Consider the following 15,064-nt stretch of genomic DNA (forward strand, 5'->3'; position numbering starts at 1 on the left):
AGTCTGCCACCCGTGTCTACTCGACCGAAGAGCACGCGGTAGTGCAATCGGTCACACCGTCTGTTCCGGGCACGAGCCATTCGCGGGAGGTTCGGCTTCGCTGCTGTCCTGCGTGAGCAGTGCGCACACGAAGTTCTGGCACCATCGTGGGAATGAGAACGAGTCGCACTCCGCTGGTTCGGATGGCAGCCATGGGCGCGGTGGGGTTGATGGCCGCGGCGGGGTGCGCGCAGAGCTCGACAACCGAGGGCACCCCGGAAGCAGAGGGGCTTTCGCCGTCCGTCGAATCTTTCGGGCCCGGGGCCGGAATCGTCCCCGCCGGCCTCGCCGAGTTCTACACCCAGTCGCTCGAGTGGGGGCCCTGCGATTCCTACGACACCGACGGAACGAATTTTCGTAACGATATGGAGTGCGCGAAGGTCACGGTGCCACTGGACTACGAGGAACCGACGGGAGAAAGGGCCCAGATCGCCATTTCGCGGACGCAGGCGAACGGGGACAAGATCGGCTCGATCTTGTTCAACCCAGGTGGTCCAGGGGCGTCAGGGCTGTACATGGCCACGCAGGCGGACGGTTCCGGTTTATCCGAACGCTTCGATCGAATCGGTTTCGATCCGCGCGGAATCGGTGCATCGACTCCGGCCGTTCGGTGTTTGACTTCGCAAGAGATCGAAGAGGAGCGACGCGAGCCGGATGTCGACGTCTCGCCGGAAGGTATCGCGAAATCGGAAGCGGAGCATCAGGACTACGCCTCCACATGCGCAGAGCGGAGCGGTAAGGACCTTCTCGAACACGTGGGAACACGCGAGGTAGTCCAAGACATGGACGTGATCAGGTCGGTACTGGGGGACGCGAAGCTCACCTACGTCGGCTACTCGTACGGCACTCGAATCGGCACCGCGTACGCCGAGGCGTTCCCCGGGAACGTGCGAGCAATGGTGCTCGACGGCGCACTCGATCCAGAGCAAAGTCCCGTCGACGAGGCCGTCGAGCAGGGAGCAGCCTTCCAGGGCGCATTCGACGGCTTCGCTGCGGATTGCGCACGATCGACGTCCTGTCCGCTCGGCACCGACGTCGCAGACGCGAACCGACAGTTCCGTGCCCTCGTCGACCCACTCATCGAGCGTCCAGCCGAGACGACGGATCCGCGTGGACTGAGCTACGACGACGCGCTGACGGGGACCCAGCAGGCGCTTTACTCCGAAACTCTGTGGCGGCTTCTTCGAGCGGGACTGAGCGAACTGCGGGACGGTCGCGGCGACACGCTCCTGCGATTGGCCGACACGTACAGCGGACGACTCGAAGACGGGTCGTACGCGAATCTCGACGACGCGTTCAATGCAATTCGGTGCGTCGATGATCCACCGGTCATCGACCGAGCCGAGGCCGACGAGGCAGACACACGTTATCGAGAGGCCGCCCCGTTCCTCGACGACGGCCGCGGGACCGGAAACGCGCCTCTCGACCTGTGCGCATTCTGGCCCGTACCGAATACCGGAAGTCCGCACACGATCTCGGCGCCGGGGCTACCGAAGCTAGTGGTCGTGTCCACGACTTTCGACCCGGCCACGCCGTACCAGGCAGGCGTCGACCTTGCCCGCCAGCTCGACGCGGACCTGGTCACCTACGAAGGGACCCAACATACGGTCGCCTTCTCCGGCGAGGAATGCGTCGACGATCCGTTGGTCGATTATCTCGTCGATCTGGTTCCGACAGGTAACGATCTGGTGTGCTGACGCGAGCTTCACGTCCCCGATGTGTCCGCTGAGAAATGTCCGACGTGAGACCGAGATCACGATGTAACACAGATTTAACGCGGTTTGCTTAGTCTCGCGGACATGGATCGCCAAAAGGAATTCGTGCTTCGGACCCTGGAGGAGCGCGACATCCGCTTCGTCCGCCTATGGTTCACCGATGTTCTTGGCTATCTGAAATCGGTTGCCATCGCCCCGGCGGAACTCGAAGGTGCCTTCGACGAAGGCATCGGCTTCGACGGAAGCGCTATCGAGGGATTCGCCCGCGTCTCCGAAGCCGATACCGTCGCCAAGCCCGATCCGTCGACTTTTCAGATCCTGCCCTGGTCGAGCAGCAAGGGGCACCAGCATTCGGCACGCATGTTCTGCGACATCGCGATGCCCGACGGCTCACCGTCCTGGGCTGATTCGCGCCACGTGCTGCGTCGCCAATTGAGCAAGGCCGCAGACCTCGGATTCAGCTGCTACGTGCATCCGGAGATCGAGTTCTTCCTGCTCAAGGACAGCCCGGAGGACGGATCGCCGCCCACGCCCGCCGACAACGGTGGATATTTCGATCAGGCCGTGCACGACTCGGCGCCGAACTTTCGTCGGCACGCCATCGATGCGCTCGAGTCGATGGGCATCTCCGTCGAGTTCAGCCATCACGAAGCCGCGCCCGGTCAGCAGGAAATCGACCTCCGCTACGCCGACGCACTGTCGATGGCCGACAACATCATGACCTTCCGATACCTGGTCAAGGAAGTTGCGATCGCCGAGGGCGTCCGCGCAACGTTCATGCCCAAGCCGTTCAGTGATCAGGCCGGCTCGGCGATGCATACGCACATGAGCTTGTTCGAGGGCGACACCAACGCGTTCCACAATCCGGACGACCCGATGCAGCTTTCGGAGACCGGCAAGTCGTTCATCGCCGGAATCCTCGAACATGCCAACGAGATCAGCGCCGTCACCAACCAGTGGGTCAACTCCTACAAGCGGTTGATCCGCGGTGGCGAAGCACCGACCGCAGCGTCTTGGGGACCGTCCAACCGCTCGGCACTCATCCGGGTTCCGATGTACACCCCGAACAAGGCGTCCTCGCGTCGCGTCGAGATCCGCAGCCCCGACTCCGCCTGCAACCCGTACCTTGCCTTCGCAGTCCTGCTCGCTGCCGGTCTGCGTGGCATCGAAAAGGGGTACACGTTGCCGCCCGAGGCCGAAGAGGACGTGTGGGCGTTGACATCCGCCGAGCGTCGCGCCATGGGGTACAAGGAGCTTCCAGGCAACCTCGATCAGGCTCTGAACGCAATGGAAGGCTCCGAGCTCGTCGCCGAAGCCCTCGGTGAGCACGTCTTCGACTTCTTCCTGCGCAACAAGCGTCGGGAGTGGGAGGAATACCGCTCGCATGTGACGCCGTACGAGCTGAAGGCCTACTTGGGATTGTGATCTGCGCACTGTCATCGAATGCCGGCGTGATGGGCTAGATTTTACTTCGTTCGAGTAAGAGCTAGTTCCCGCCCGCGGTGAGGTGAACCTGTGTTACGCCAGAGTCGAGGTGTTCGCTGATGGTGCGTCCACCCACATCACGTTCGATCGTGCCAGGGCCAGGACGTCTGGGTCTGGTCGAGGCCACTGCGCCTGGAGATCTGCAGAAGCTCGGGTGGGTCGACGAGAACAGTCTCGAACTCCTGTGGTCGTTGTCGCGTGCGGCCAACGCGGATCTCGCGCTGCGGACACTCACAAGGCTGCAGGATTTGCTCGGCGACGGCTTCTCCGAAGTCGACCAGGCCTTGCGTTCGGACAAGGGCCTTCGCGGTCGACTGTTGGGTCTCTGCGGTGCCTCGAGCGCGCTTGCCGATCACCTCGTTGCCGATCCGGATACTTGGCGTCTGCTCACCACACCGGCAGGCCGCGCCACGGGTCCATCCGCGCGAGTGGAACTACCCAGCAAGCAGCAGCTCACCGACGAACTTCTGGCCGCAGTCGACGCAGTGCCCGAGACCGGTCCGAATGCCTCACCGGAGTTGTACCGGGCTGGTCTGACCGGACCCGATGCCGTTGTCGCACTGCGTAAAACCTACCGTGACCAAGTGATGGTTCTCGCCGCGGCGGATCTCGCTGCCACCGTGGAAAACGAACCGGTAGTGCCGTATCAGCTCGTCGGAAATCAGCTCTCCGACATGGCTGACGCAGCCTTGACCGCAGCCTTGGCCGTCGCTGTCGCGACAGTTTGCCCGGACGATCCGATGCCGACCCGACTTGCCGTGATCGCAATGGGCAAATGCGGTGCACGAGAGCTCAATTATGTCTCCGACGTCGACGTCGTATTCGTGGCGGAACCCGCCGATGCGGTTGCCAGTCGGATCGCGGGTGAAATGATGCGAATCGGCTCCTCGGCGTTCTTCGAGGTCGATGCAGCGCTTCGGCCGGAGGGCAAACGTGGCGAACTGGTCCGCACCCTCGATTCGCATGTCGCCTACTACAAGCGGTGGGCCAAGACCTGGGAGTTCCAGGCTCTGCTCAAAGCGCGTCCGATGACCGGCGACCTCGAGCTCGGTCACAGCTACGTCGCCGCACTCAATCCGATGGTGTGGTTGGCCTCGCAGCGGGAGGACTTCGTTCCCGAGGTCCGCGCGATGCGTCGGCGCGTCGAGGAGATGGTCCCACCCGAGCTCCGTGAACGCGAGATCAAACTCGGTCGCGGAAGCCTGCGGGATGTCGAGTTCGCAGTGCAGCTACTGCAGCTCGTGCACGGCCGCACCGACGAAACTCTGCGAGTTCTCGGCACGGTGGACGCCCTGGTGGCGCTCAGTGACGGGGGATACGTCGGGCGCGACGACGCAGCGAATTTGTCCGCGTCCTACGAGTTCCTGCGATTGCTCGAACACCGTCTGCAGCTTCAGCGGATGAAGCGAACGCACACTCTGCCACCGCCGGACGACGAGGAAGCGTTGCGCTGGCTCGCCCGTGCAGCGCACATGCGTCCCGATGGCAATCGTGACGCGCTCGGAGTGCTGAACGCCGAGATCAAACGCAACGCGCTGCGGATTCGCAGGCTGCACGCGAAATTGTTCTATCGACCACTGCTGGATTCCGTCGTACGGTTCGATTCCGACACTGTCAGATTGACTCCGGAAGCAGCCGTGCGGCAACTCTCGGCGCTCGGTTTCGCCGCGCCCCAGAACGCGATCGGGCATCTGCGCGCCCTCGTCGGTTCAGGCTCTCGGCGTGGCCAGATTCAAGCGGTTCTGCTGCCGACACTGCTCGAATGGCTAGCGGATACCCCGGACTCGGACGCAGGCCTACTCAACTACCGCCGACTCTGCGAGGCCGCTCAGGACCACACCTGGTTTTTGCGGATACTTCGCGACGAAGGTGCCGTCGCCCAGCGGCTGATGATCGTGCTCGGATCTTCGGCATACGTGCCGGATCTGCTCATCAAGGCCCCCGAGGTCATCCGACTGTTCGCCGACGGCCCAACCGGCCCAAGGCTTCTCGACGTCGAACCACAGGAGACGTACCGAGCTATCCTGTCGTCTTCGGGCCGGTACGATGATCCGGTTCGCGCCATCGACGCCGCGCGTGCCCTGCGTAGACACGAACTTGCGCGAGTAGCGTCGGCCGACATCCTCGGCATGCTCGACGTGCCACAGGTCTGTACCGCTTTGTCCTCGGTATGGGCCGCGGTGATCAACGCGGCACTGGCAGCCGCTATTCGCGCGAGCGAAGCCGAACGTGGTGAGCCGGCTCCGGCCGCCCTGGCTGTGATCGGGATGGGCCGACTCGGCGGCGGAGAACTCGGTTACGGCAGCGATGCAGATGTGCTGTTCGTCTGCGAACCCGTCGAGGGCTCCGACGACAGTGTCGCAGTCAAGTGGGCCAACGGCATTGCCGATCGGGTTCGCAAGTTACTCGGCGCGCCCAGTACCGATCCTCCGTTGGAAGTGGACACCGGATTGCGGCCGGAAGGCCGAAACGGGCCGGTCGTCAGGACCCTCGCGTCGTACAAGGCGTACTACGCGCAATGGGCTCAGGCCTGGGAGGTCCAGGCGCTGCTGCGGGCCCATCAGGTTGCCGGCGATCAGGATCTCGGCATCAAGTTTCTGCTCATGGTCGACAAGATCCGATATCCGGAAGGCGGCGTCTCCCAGGAGTCCGTACGAGAAATTCGCCGCATCAAGGCACGAATCGACTCCGAACGTCTGCCGAAGGGCGCCGACCCCGCCACCCACACCAAGCTCGGCAGAGGCGGGCTCGCCGACATCGAGTGGACGGTGCAGCTCATCCAACTCAGGCATGCGCACCATGTGCCGTCGTTGCACAACACCTCGACTCTGCAAACTCTCGACGCAATCGGCGCGGCCGAGTTGATGAGCGAAACCGACATAGAACTGTTGCGCGAAGCATGGATTCTCGCGACGAAGGCACGCAACGCACTCGTACTCGTGCGCGGAAAGCCGACGGACCAACTCCCCGCACCGGGACATGTTCTCTCCGCCGTCGCCAAGGTGGCCGGGTGGAAGAACGCCGACGCGGGGGAGTTCCTCGACAACTACCTACGTGTGACGCGTCGCGCAAAGGCCGTGGTGGAGCGGACCTTCGGGGCCTGACCACTCCACCGTCGTTCAGCCGGCGGTGACAAAACCTTCCGAGACGAGCCAGTCGCGGGCGACGTCGGCGGGCTCCTTGCCCTCGACGTCCACCTGGCGGTTCAATTCGGTCATGACCTTGTCGTCCAGCTTCGCGGTGATGGGCGCCATGACTTCCTGCACCTCGGGATGGGCATCGGCGAAGTCCTTCTTCATGATCAGTGACGGGTTGTACTTCGGGAAGAAGGCTCGATCGTCTTCGAGTAGAACTAGATCGAGCGCGATGATGCGTCCATCGGTAGTGAACACCTCACCGAACTTGCACTGGGTGCCGTCGGCGGTGGCCTGATAGATGATGCCGGTCTGCAGAATCTGCCGAGGCGCAAGGTTCGGATCGAACTCGTACTTGGCGGCCATGCCGGGGTAGCCGTCCTGACGAACGTTGAACTCGGTCTCGACACAGGTGGTGGCCGCGGACGGGTTGGTTCGAACAAGGTTGGCGTAGTCCGACAGCGTCTTGACTCCAGTTTCCTCCGCAGTCTGCTTGTTCATCGCGAGCGCGTAAGTGTTGTTCATCGGGGCGGGAGGCCCCCACACCATGTCGTTTGCCGCGAGGTCGGCATCGCGCACCGCTTCGTACTGCTCGGTCGAGTCGGGTAGCGGTGTCTCGTTGCCCAGATAGTTGATCCACCCAGTGCCGGTGTACTCGTACGTCAGATCGATCTGACCGTTCAACTGGGCGTCACGTGTGCTGTTGGATCCCTGAATGTTGGTCAGATCTCGGACCTCGGCACCGGCGGCGACCATCGCGAACTCGATTATGTAGCCGAGCGTGATCTGTTCGGTGAAGTCCTTGGAACCGACGGTCATCTTCACGCCCTCGAGTTCGGGGACCGGTTGGATGCTCGCCGGCCCGACCGAGAGCGGAACGGCGCCGCCGGATTCGAGTCCGCAGCCGGCCAGTAGAGCGCCCGCCATGGCCAGTGCAAATACGGTCTTCGTCTTCTTCATCGCAATCCTTTGGGGCCCAGGAACTGCTCGGCCAAGGCGCCGAGCCAATCGACGAACAGTGCCAGGGACACAGCAAGTACGGCGCCGGTTACCAGGGTGACGTTGTCTCGCAATTTGTATCCGGTGTCGATGAGAATGCCGAGTCCACCTGCACTCACGAGGAAACACAGCGTCGCCGTTCCGACCGCGAGGACCAGTGATGTGCGTAGGCCGGCGAGAATGTACGGCACTGCCATCGGGAACTCGAGCCTCCGGAGCACCGTCATCGAGGACATGCCTTGACCGCGGCCGGCATCGATGAGCGTCTTGTCGACCTCTTGGTATCCCAGAATTGTGTTGCGCAACACCGGAAGCAGCGAGTAGAAAGCGATGGGCAGTACTCCTATCCAGAAACCCGTCTGACGCGTTGCCAGGTAAAAGAGGACGAGCAGCCCGACTGCAGGTGCAGCCGCGCCGACGTTGGCGATGCCCACGAAAAATGGAGCGAGACGGGTGTATCCGGGTCGGGTGAGCAGAGTTCCGAGCGGGACGGCGATGAACACGACGATGATCACCACTGCTGCGGTAATCAAGATGTGTTGCCAGGTGAGCGTTGCGAGGTTGCTGGCAGTAATGCTGCCCTGTTGAGTCGCGGTCAGGTCACGACTGAAGGCCCAGACGAGCACACCGACAACCAGAATCAGAACGACGGCGGGTTGCACCAGCAGGCGTAGGCGATCGGCGCGTTTCACAGCATTTCGCTCCGACGCACCTTCGTCAGGTGCCGCGTCCATCTCGGCCGCGAGGGGGCTTTCCACGGATGCGGTCATGCGGGCAACTCCCCACTGACTTCATCGGCATCGGCGTCATCGTCGTCGTGATCGTGCTCATGGGCTTCGCGCATCTGCTGCAGATGGCCGACGAGAACATCGATCGAAATCAACCCGACGTACTCACCGCGAAGACCGGTGACGACCGTCGACGCGGTGCTCTCGGCGAGAAGTGCTTCCAACCCATCTTGAAGCGTGGATTGAATGGACACCAGTTCGCCGATCGGCACACCGATTCCGCGCAGCGAAGACGCGTGTGCCAGATGAGCGGGACCAACCCAGCGAAGCGGCCTGTTTCGGTCGTCCAGAATCAGTCCCCACGGCCACTTGCGGGTCGCGACCTTCGCGCGGATCCCGTCCACCGGATCGCTTTCCTTAGCGGTCGGACACTGAACCAGGCGAACGTCACGAATGCGAGTGAGCGTCAGCTGTTTGAGCGACGCATCCGCGCCTACGAATCCAGCCACCATGTCGCTGGCAGGATTCGCCAGGATCGCCTCCGGGGTGTCGTATTGCTCGATCGTCGAGCGGTCACCCAGGACGGCAATGCGGTCACCGAGCTTGACTGCCTCGTTGAAGTCGTGCGTGACGAAGACGATCGTCTTGCCGAGTTCGGATTGCAGCCGCATCAACTCGTCCTGCAACAGGCCTCGGGTGATCGGGTCTACCGCGCCGAACGGCTCGTCCATCAACAGCACGGGCGGATCCGCAGCGAGCGCTCGTGCAACACCGACGCGTTGTTGCTGGCCGCCGGAAAGCTGACGCGGATAGCGGTCTCGATAGGTATCCGGATCCAGTCCCACGAGGTCGAGCATCTCGTCCGTCCGAGCCGCGATCCGCTTCTTGTCCCACCCGATCAGCCCAGGCACCGTCCCAACGTTCTTTGCGATCGTCAGGTGCGGAAACAATCCGGCCTGCTGAATCGAGTATCCGATTCCCCGTCGCAACTCGTCCGGGTCGATCGACAAAGCGTCCTTGCCGTCGATGGTGATTTTTCCCGAAGAAGGCTCGATGAGTCGGTTGATCATGCGCATCGTGGTGGTCTTGCCGCAGCCGGAAGGCCCCACGAAGACAACGATCTCACCTGCAGGAACGGTCAACGACACGTTCTCCACCGCTGCAGCCTTCTGGCCGGGATAGCGCTTGCTGACGGACTCGAGCACGATATCGACGCCAGAGACGTTCTGATTGTTCGCTGTTGGGGTCACGCGATGCCCTTCGAGGTTGTAAGACGGCCGACGAGAACGAGGATGCCGTCGACAATCAAAGCGAGAATGACGATCAGAACGGTGCCGACCAGTGCTTGCGGAACGGCTGTAGGGCTACCGACGCGGGACAGACCCGAAAAGATGAGGTTGCCGAGTCCAGGGCCCTTCGCATACGCCGCGATGGCGAGGATTCCGAAGATCATCTGTGTGCTGACCCGCATACCTGCCAAGATCGACGGCCACGCCAAGGGCATCTCGATCCGAGCAAGAATGCGCGCGCGATTCAAACCGACCCCGCGAGCAGCATCGGTGACAGCGGGGTCGACCGCTGCGAGTCCGATGATCGTGTTTCTGACGATGGGCAAGAGTGCATACAGGACCAGCGCCGTGATGGTCGGAGCCACCCCCAACCCGAGGATCGGAATCAACAGCCCGAGTAGGGCGAAGGAGGGGATAGTCAGAATCGTGCTGGCCAGGGCTGTCGCAATGGCTGATCCCGCGGGGGATCGGTAGACCGCGATGCCCACGATGATTGCGATGATCGTGGCGATGATGATCGACTGGATGACGGCAGAGACGTGAAGATATGAATCTGTCAGCAGCTGTTGTCGTCGTCCGGAGACGAAATTCCAGAGCTCGTCCATTGAAGGTAAACCCACCAACTTTCCGTATACACGGTTTCTTTGGAGAATCCGGCCAGTCTCTTAGTTCGAGAATGGCTGATGTCGCTCGTATCCAAACCTGTTTTCGATAACTCGTTACCGTGCGTACACACAACTCTGCCCACAAACAGAGCCACCCGCCCTGCTCTATGGCAAGGGCGGGTGGCTCTGGTGAAGGAGAGCTATGTGTGGATCACACGTCAACGCAGAGGGTGGATCACACGTCGTAGTAGAGGTTGAACTCGTACGGGTGCGGCCGCAGGTTGATCGGAGCAATCTCCTGCTCACGCTTGAGTGAAATCCAGGTCTCGATCAGGTCCGTGGTGAAGACGCCACCCTCGGTCAGGTACTCGTGATCGGCCTCGAGGCGGTCGATGACGGTCTCCAGCGACGTCGGTGCCTGAGGAATGTTCTTGGCCTCCTCGGGCGGCAGCTCGTAGAGATCCTTGTCGACCGGGGCCAGCGGTTCGATCTTGTTCTTGATCCCGTCCAGGCCGGCCATCATCTGAGCGGCGAAGTTGAGGTAAGGGTTGCCCGAGGAGTCCGGTGCGCGGAACTCGGCGCGCTTGGCCTTCGGGTTGTTTCCCGTGATCGGTATTCGAACTGCGGCCGAACGGTTCCGCTGGCTGTACACGAGGTTTATGGGGGCTTCGTAGCCCGGCACCAGTCGGTGGTACGAGTTGACGGTCGGGTTGGTGAACGCCAACAGCGACGGTGCGTGATGGAGAATGCCGCCGATGTAGTGGCGAGCTAGATCCGACAGTCCGGCATATCCGGCCTCGTCGTGGAAGAGGGGCTTGCCGTCCTTCCACAGCGACTGGTGCACGTGCATGCCCGAGCCGTTGTCGCCGAACAAAGGCTTCGGCATGAAGGTGGCCGACTTGCCGTTCTTCCACGCGGTGTTCTTCACGATGTACTTGAACAACTGCAGATCGTCCGCAGCAGCGAGCAGCGTGTTGAACTTGTAGTTGATCTCCTGCTGGCCGCCGGTGCCGACCTCGGAATGTCCGCGCTCGAGTTCGAAGCCTGCATTGGTGAGGTTCGTGGAGATTTCGTCGCGAAGATCGACGAAGTGGTCGTACGGAGCCACGGGGAAGTACCCGCCCTTGGCGCGGACCTTGTAACCAAGGTTGGGGCTGCCGTCGGCGTTCGTCTTCTTGCCGGTGTTCCACGAACCCGCAATGGAGTCGAGTTCGTAGTAGGCGCCATTGATGCTCGAGTCGTAATTGACCGAGTCGAAGATGTAGAACTCGGCTTCGGCGCCGAAGAACGCGGTATCCGCGATGCCGGTGGAGAGCAAGTACTCCTCGGCCTTACGGGCGACGTTGCGCGGGTCGCGGCTGTAGGACTCGCGGGTGAACGGATCGTGAACGAAGAAGTTCATATTCAACGTCTTCGCGGCCCGGAAGGGGTCGACCTGCGCCGTCGACACGTCGGGCAGGAGCATCATGTCTGATTCGTGAATCGACTGGAAGCCACGTACGGACGAACCGTCGAACGCGAGGCCGTCTTCGAAGACATCCTGCGTGAATGCAGAAGCCGGGATCGAGAAGTGCTGCTGAATACCTGGCAGATCCGTGAATCGGATGTCGACGTATTCAATACTTTCGTCGGCGATGAATTTGATGACCTCTTCGGCCGTGCTGAACGCCACGCTGTTGCTCCTTTGTTGAGTCCGTCGACCAAACGTTATGGACCTGGTGTTGCCCGCCGGTCAAGCTTGTGTTTCGCCCGTGTTACACGTCGTCTCATCAATGCGCGTACCCGAGTGAGCCACGACACTCTCCAGGCGGGCAGAAGAAAAAGAATCGTACTCACCGCACACACTACGGTGACGGCTGATCCGCGCATTCACGTCGGCGCCTATCCTGGTGTCCATGGCACGAATGACAGGTTCTTGGTTGTCCGGACCCTCGGCTGCTCGATCCGAGGACGGAACCGAGCAGAAGTTTCCAGGAGAGAGACTCGGACTTCCGGCCGAAGGCCCGGGCGCGATAGCAGGGCTCGGGCGTCGTTCCGGCGCACTGTTGCTCGACTGGTTGATGTCGATGGGGGTGTCGGCACTGATCGTCGGCGCGACCGGGGCTGCGGTACAGGTCTCCAGCTTGACCCTGCTGGTCTGGTTCGTTCTCGGCGTCGGCTCGGTGAGTATCTTTTCGTTCACACCAGGCCAACTGGTAGCTGGAATTCAGGTGACGCGTGTGGATGCGCATGCCCGCGTCGGATTCGTGCGAGCACTTGTGCGAACGTTCTTCATCATCTTCGTCGTCCCGGCCGTGATCTCGGACCACGACGGTCGCGGTATGCACGACCGGGCGACAGGCACAGCGATGGTGCGGGTGCGCTGACGATCAGCGACGCTTGATCGTCCGCTGAACGCCCTTCATCTTCGCGCCACCGGGCAGCGGTCCCTTCGGCATTGCGGGGCCGCTCTTGGTACCGAGTGCCGAGAGTCTGGACTCGATGGTGTCCATCCGCTTGCTGTCGATGTTCTTGGGCAGCTTCGTCAGATACTTCTGGAGACCGGACAGTGGGATCTGGTTTTCCCCGTTGCCGACGACGATGTCGTAGATCGGGGTATCGCCGACGATTCGCGCGGTCTTCTTCTTCTCCTGGGCGAGAAGTGATTTCACACGCTGCGGCGCGCCTTCCGCGACAAGAATGATCCCGGGCTTGCCGATGACGCGGTGCACGGCGTCGAGTTGAGTCGTTCCAGCAATCGCGTTGGTCACGCGCCAAGATCCCTGCAGGTTGTCCAGAGCCCAAGCGGCTGCACCCGCCTGCCCGTCTGCCTTGGTGTACACCGACTTCTGGACCCGACGGCCGAAGATGATGAAGGCCACGAGGACTCCGACGAGTAGTCCGATGGGCAGCAGAAACCACTGCAGATCGAAGATCAAGCCGATGAGAAACAGCACGAGACCGATACCGACGATGGCGCCGATCATCAGCGGCAGAAGAAGCTTGTCTTCCTTGCGCTGCATGTTGAACGCCTGCCACAACTGGCCGCGACGCTCTTTCGATGCCTGCTTACGGGCCGCTTTCGCTGCCGCCTTTGCTTCTTTGCTGGGCTTACCTGCTTTGCCCGCTTTACTGCCGTTCGCCATGCTTCACAGGATACGTGTAGACGCTGAAGTCACGTGCATCGCTAGCCGGTTCTATGCCTAGCGAGCAGCGAGACGAGCAATCAACGAACTTGCCTCCTGCGAGGCTTCGCCACCGTTCACCAAGTGACTCATGCTCTCGGGGAGTACGCGACCGTGATGCTGCATCGCTTGTGCGTACAGCCGCCCTGCCCGGTACGAAGAGCGGACCAGCGGTCCCGCCAGAACCCCAGCGAAGCCGACCTCGGTGGCGTAATCGGAATGGTCGACGAACTCTTCGGGCTTGACCCACCGCTCCACGGGGTGGTGGCGCGGCGACGGGCGCAGGTACTGGGTAATGGTGAGAATGTCGCAGCCTGCCTCGTGCAGGTCACGAATTGCCTCCTGCACCTCTTCCGGCGTCTCGCCCATACCGAGGATCAGGTTGGACTTGGTTACCAGACCGTCGTCTCGAGCTGCAGTGATGACGTCCATGGATCGCTGGTAGCGGAAAGCCGGGCGGATTCGCTTGAAGATACGCGGAACCGTTTCAACATTGTGCGCAAGAACTTCCGGTCGCGAAGAGAAGACCTCGGCCAACTGATCGGGCTTGGCATTGAAGTCGGGAATCAGCAATTCGACGCCGGTGTTGGGGTTCAACTTCTTGATGTACCGGACCGTTTCGGCGTACAGCCAAGAGCCTCCGTCTTCGAGGTCATCGCGCGCCACTCCGGTAATCGTCGAGTAGCGCAGACCCATGGCCTGAACGCTTTCGGCGACTCGACGGGGCTCGTCGCGGTCGAGGTCATCGGGCTTGCCGGTATCGATCTGACAGAAATCGCAACGGCGGGTGCATTGTTCACCGCCGATGAGGAACGTCGCCTCACGGTCTTCCCAGCACTCGTAGATGTTGGGGCAGCCGGCCTCTTCGCAGACGGTGTGCAGACCCTCGCGCTTTACCAAACCCTTGAGTTCGGTGTACTCCGGGCCCATCTTGGCCTTGGTCTTGATCCAGTTGGGCTTGCGTTCGATCGGTGTCTCCGCGTTTCGGATTTCGAGGCGAAGCAATTTGCGTCCGGGTGGGGCGAGTGGAGTGCTGGAGGTGAGCGAAGTATCGGGGGATGACCCGAGGGACGGCGCAGCGTTCGAGGGTGTTTCTGGAGCCACAGTCACATGGTCGATGCTACGCGCCGAACTTCGTCGTGGTGAAGTGCGGGTTACTGGAGACTGTCTCCAGCAAGGGGCGCACGACGTCGTGTTCGGTCACCGGCAATCCGCCGTCCAGAGCAGCCAGAACGGCCTCGGTGACGGCGGGTTCGACCTCGTCGACAGTGACGTCCCGTCCGAGTTCCGCGGACAGTGAGGTCACACCGGCGTCGGCGATGCCACACGGCACGATTGCGTCGAAGCCTGCCATGGACGCATTGCAGTTGAGTGAGAAACCGTGCAGTGTCACACCCCGCTGAACCCGTACGCCGATGGCTGCGATCTTCCGCTCCGGCAACCACGGCCCGTCATCGGTATCGCCCGCGACACTGCGTCCTGCTGCCAACCACACACCAGAGCGGCCATCGATGCGGCCACAGGTGATGCCCAGCTCGGTGCACACGGAAATCAGCGCTTCTTCGATCCGGCGCACATACTTCACGACGTCGATCGGCTGTGCGAGGCGAATGATCGGGTATCCGACGAGCTGTCCTGGACCGTGCCAGGTGATCTTGCCGCCGCGATCGACCTCGATAACAGGCGCGCCGTCGCGCGGCCGGTCCTCGGGTGCCGTACGCCTGCCGGCAGTGAACACTGGCGGATGCTCGAGCAAAAGTAGCGTGTCGAGACCCTGCCCCTCAGCGCGCATGTCGGCGAGTTCGCGTTGACGTGCCCACGCCTCGAGGTAATCGATGCGACCGAGTCTTCGGACGTCGACCGGATCCGAACTCTCCCGTGCGGAGGTTCCCGCGTTAGTCATGCC

Annotated in this window: 12 protein-coding genes; 4 read left to right on the forward strand and 8 right to left on the reverse strand. The window is 62.0% G+C overall.

Annotation, left to right across the window (positions count from 1 at the left end; genetic code table 11):
- Window positions 1-152: 152 nt before the first annotated feature.
- The 3 genes from QMK32_RS11820 to QMK32_RS11830 all read left to right on the forward strand — a co-directional run bounded on the left by QMK32_RS11820 (window position 153) and on the right by QMK32_RS11830 (window position 6,343).
- Window positions 153-1,736, forward strand: coding sequence for an alpha/beta hydrolase (locus QMK32_RS11820; RefSeq protein ID WP_283475158.1), 1,584 nt, complete (start codon window positions 153-155; stop codon window positions 1,734-1,736).
- A 102-nt stretch (window positions 1,737-1,838) separates the two neighbouring features.
- Window positions 1,839-3,179 carry a type I glutamate--ammonia ligase gene (glnA, locus tag QMK32_RS11825; protein ID WP_084346669.1) on the forward strand — a complete coding sequence of 447 codons (1,341 nt, stop codon included), beginning with the start codon at window positions 1,839-1,841 and terminating at the stop codon, window positions 3,177-3,179.
- Window positions 3,180-3,298: 119 nt separating this feature from the next.
- A complete protein-coding gene (locus QMK32_RS11830) occupies window positions 3,299-6,343 on the forward strand; it encodes a bifunctional [glutamine synthetase] adenylyltransferase/[glutamine synthetase]-adenylyl-L-tyrosine phosphorylase (RefSeq protein WP_283475159.1) in 3,045 nt (1,014 codons plus the stop codon).
- Window positions 6,344-6,358: 15 nt separating this feature from the next.
- Here the strand turns inward: QMK32_RS11830 and QMK32_RS11835 are convergent, their stop codons facing one another.
- The 5 genes from QMK32_RS11835 to glnA (QMK32_RS11855) all read right to left on the reverse strand — a co-directional run bounded on the left by QMK32_RS11835 (window position 6,359) and on the right by glnA (QMK32_RS11855) (window position 11,666).
- A complete protein-coding gene (locus QMK32_RS11835; RefSeq protein WP_283475160.1) occupies window positions 6,359-7,333 on the reverse strand; it encodes a glycine betaine ABC transporter substrate-binding protein in 975 nt (324 codons plus the stop codon).
- Entirely contained in the window at window positions 7,330-8,106 is a 777-nt protein-coding gene (locus QMK32_RS11840) for an ABC transporter permease (RefSeq protein ID WP_283475346.1), read from the reverse strand. The genes QMK32_RS11835 and QMK32_RS11840 overlap by 4 nt, the downstream gene beginning before the upstream one ends.
- A 32-nt stretch (window positions 8,107-8,138) precedes the next feature.
- Entirely contained in the window at window positions 8,139-9,350 is a 1,212-nt protein-coding gene (locus QMK32_RS11845; protein WP_283475161.1) for an ABC transporter ATP-binding protein, read from the reverse strand.
- Window positions 9,347-9,994, reverse strand: coding sequence for an ABC transporter permease (locus tag QMK32_RS11850; RefSeq protein WP_269304524.1), 648 nt, complete (start codon window positions 9,992-9,994; stop codon window positions 9,347-9,349). The genes QMK32_RS11845 and QMK32_RS11850 overlap by 4 nt, the downstream gene beginning before the upstream one ends.
- Window positions 9,995-10,229: 235 nt before the next feature.
- The gene (glnA, locus tag QMK32_RS11855; RefSeq protein WP_084346663.1) at window positions 10,230-11,666 is read right to left on the reverse strand and encodes a type I glutamate--ammonia ligase; all 1,437 of its coding nucleotides are present in this window, start codon (window positions 11,664-11,666) and stop codon (window positions 10,230-10,232) included.
- 223 nt (window positions 11,667-11,889) lie between these two features.
- On the opposite strand from glnA (QMK32_RS11855), the gene QMK32_RS11860 reads away from it, so the two are divergent.
- Complete coding sequence (locus tag QMK32_RS11860) at window positions 11,890-12,360, forward strand: RDD family protein (protein ID WP_283475162.1); 471 nt, start codon at window positions 11,890-11,892, stop codon at window positions 12,358-12,360.
- 3 nt (window positions 12,361-12,363) lie between these two features.
- Here the strand turns inward: QMK32_RS11860 and QMK32_RS11865 are convergent, their stop codons facing one another.
- The 3 genes from QMK32_RS11865 to lipB are packed head-to-tail and all read right to left on the reverse strand — an operon-like array spanning window position 12,364 to window position 15,061.
- On the reverse strand, window positions 12,364-13,119 hold the full coding sequence (locus QMK32_RS11865) for a DUF4191 domain-containing protein (protein ID WP_269304094.1): 756 nt from the start codon (window positions 13,117-13,119) through the stop codon (window positions 12,364-12,366).
- 57 nt (window positions 13,120-13,176) lie between these two features.
- Window positions 13,177-14,268 carry a lipoyl synthase gene (gene lipA, locus QMK32_RS11870; RefSeq protein WP_442972352.1) on the reverse strand — a complete coding sequence of 364 codons (1,092 nt, stop codon included), beginning with the start codon at window positions 14,266-14,268 and terminating at the stop codon, window positions 13,177-13,179.
- Between the two features lie 10 nt (window positions 14,269-14,278).
- Window positions 14,279-15,061 (reverse strand): lipoyl(octanoyl) transferase LipB, encoded by a 783-nt coding sequence (gene lipB / locus QMK32_RS11875; protein WP_283475163.1) that lies wholly within the window; start codon window positions 15,059-15,061, stop codon window positions 14,279-14,281.
- Window positions 15,062-15,064: the final 3 nt, after the last annotated feature.

It is taken from the genome of Rhodococcus sp. H29-C3, from assembly GCF_030063405.1.
Taxonomy (GTDB): domain Bacteria; phylum Actinomycetota; class Actinomycetes; order Mycobacteriales; family Mycobacteriaceae; genus Rhodococcoides.

Coding starts and splice junctions, on each gene's coding strand:
- QMK32_RS11820 (WP_283475158.1), top strand. CDS start 153: ATGAGAACGAGTCGCACTCCGCTGGTTCGGATGGCAGCCATGGGCGCG.
- QMK32_RS11830 (WP_283475159.1), top strand. CDS start 3,299: ATGGTGCGTCCACCCACATCACGTTCGATCGTGCCAGGGCCAGGACGT.
- QMK32_RS11840 (WP_283475346.1), bottom strand. CDS start 8,106: ATGGACGCGGCACCTGACGAAGGTGCGTCGGAGCGAAATGCTGTGAAA.
- glnA (WP_084346669.1), top strand. CDS start 1,839: ATGGATCGCCAAAAGGAATTCGTGCTTCGGACCCTGGAGGAGCGCGAC.
- QMK32_RS11860 (WP_283475162.1), top strand. CDS start 11,890: ATGGCACGAATGACAGGTTCTTGGTTGTCCGGACCCTCGGCTGCTCGA.
- QMK32_RS11850 (WP_269304524.1), bottom strand. CDS start 9,994: ATGGACGAGCTCTGGAATTTCGTCTCCGGACGACGACAACAGCTGCTG.
- QMK32_RS11865 (WP_269304094.1), bottom strand. CDS start 13,119: ATGGCGAACGGCAGTAAAGCGGGCAAAGCAGGTAAGCCCAGCAAAGAA.
- QMK32_RS11835 (WP_283475160.1), bottom strand. CDS start 7,333: ATGAAGAAGACGAAGACCGTATTTGCACTGGCCATGGCGGGCGCTCTA.
- lipB (WP_283475163.1), bottom strand. CDS start 15,061: ATGACTAACGCGGGAACCTCCGCACGGGAGAGTTCGGATCCGGTCGAC.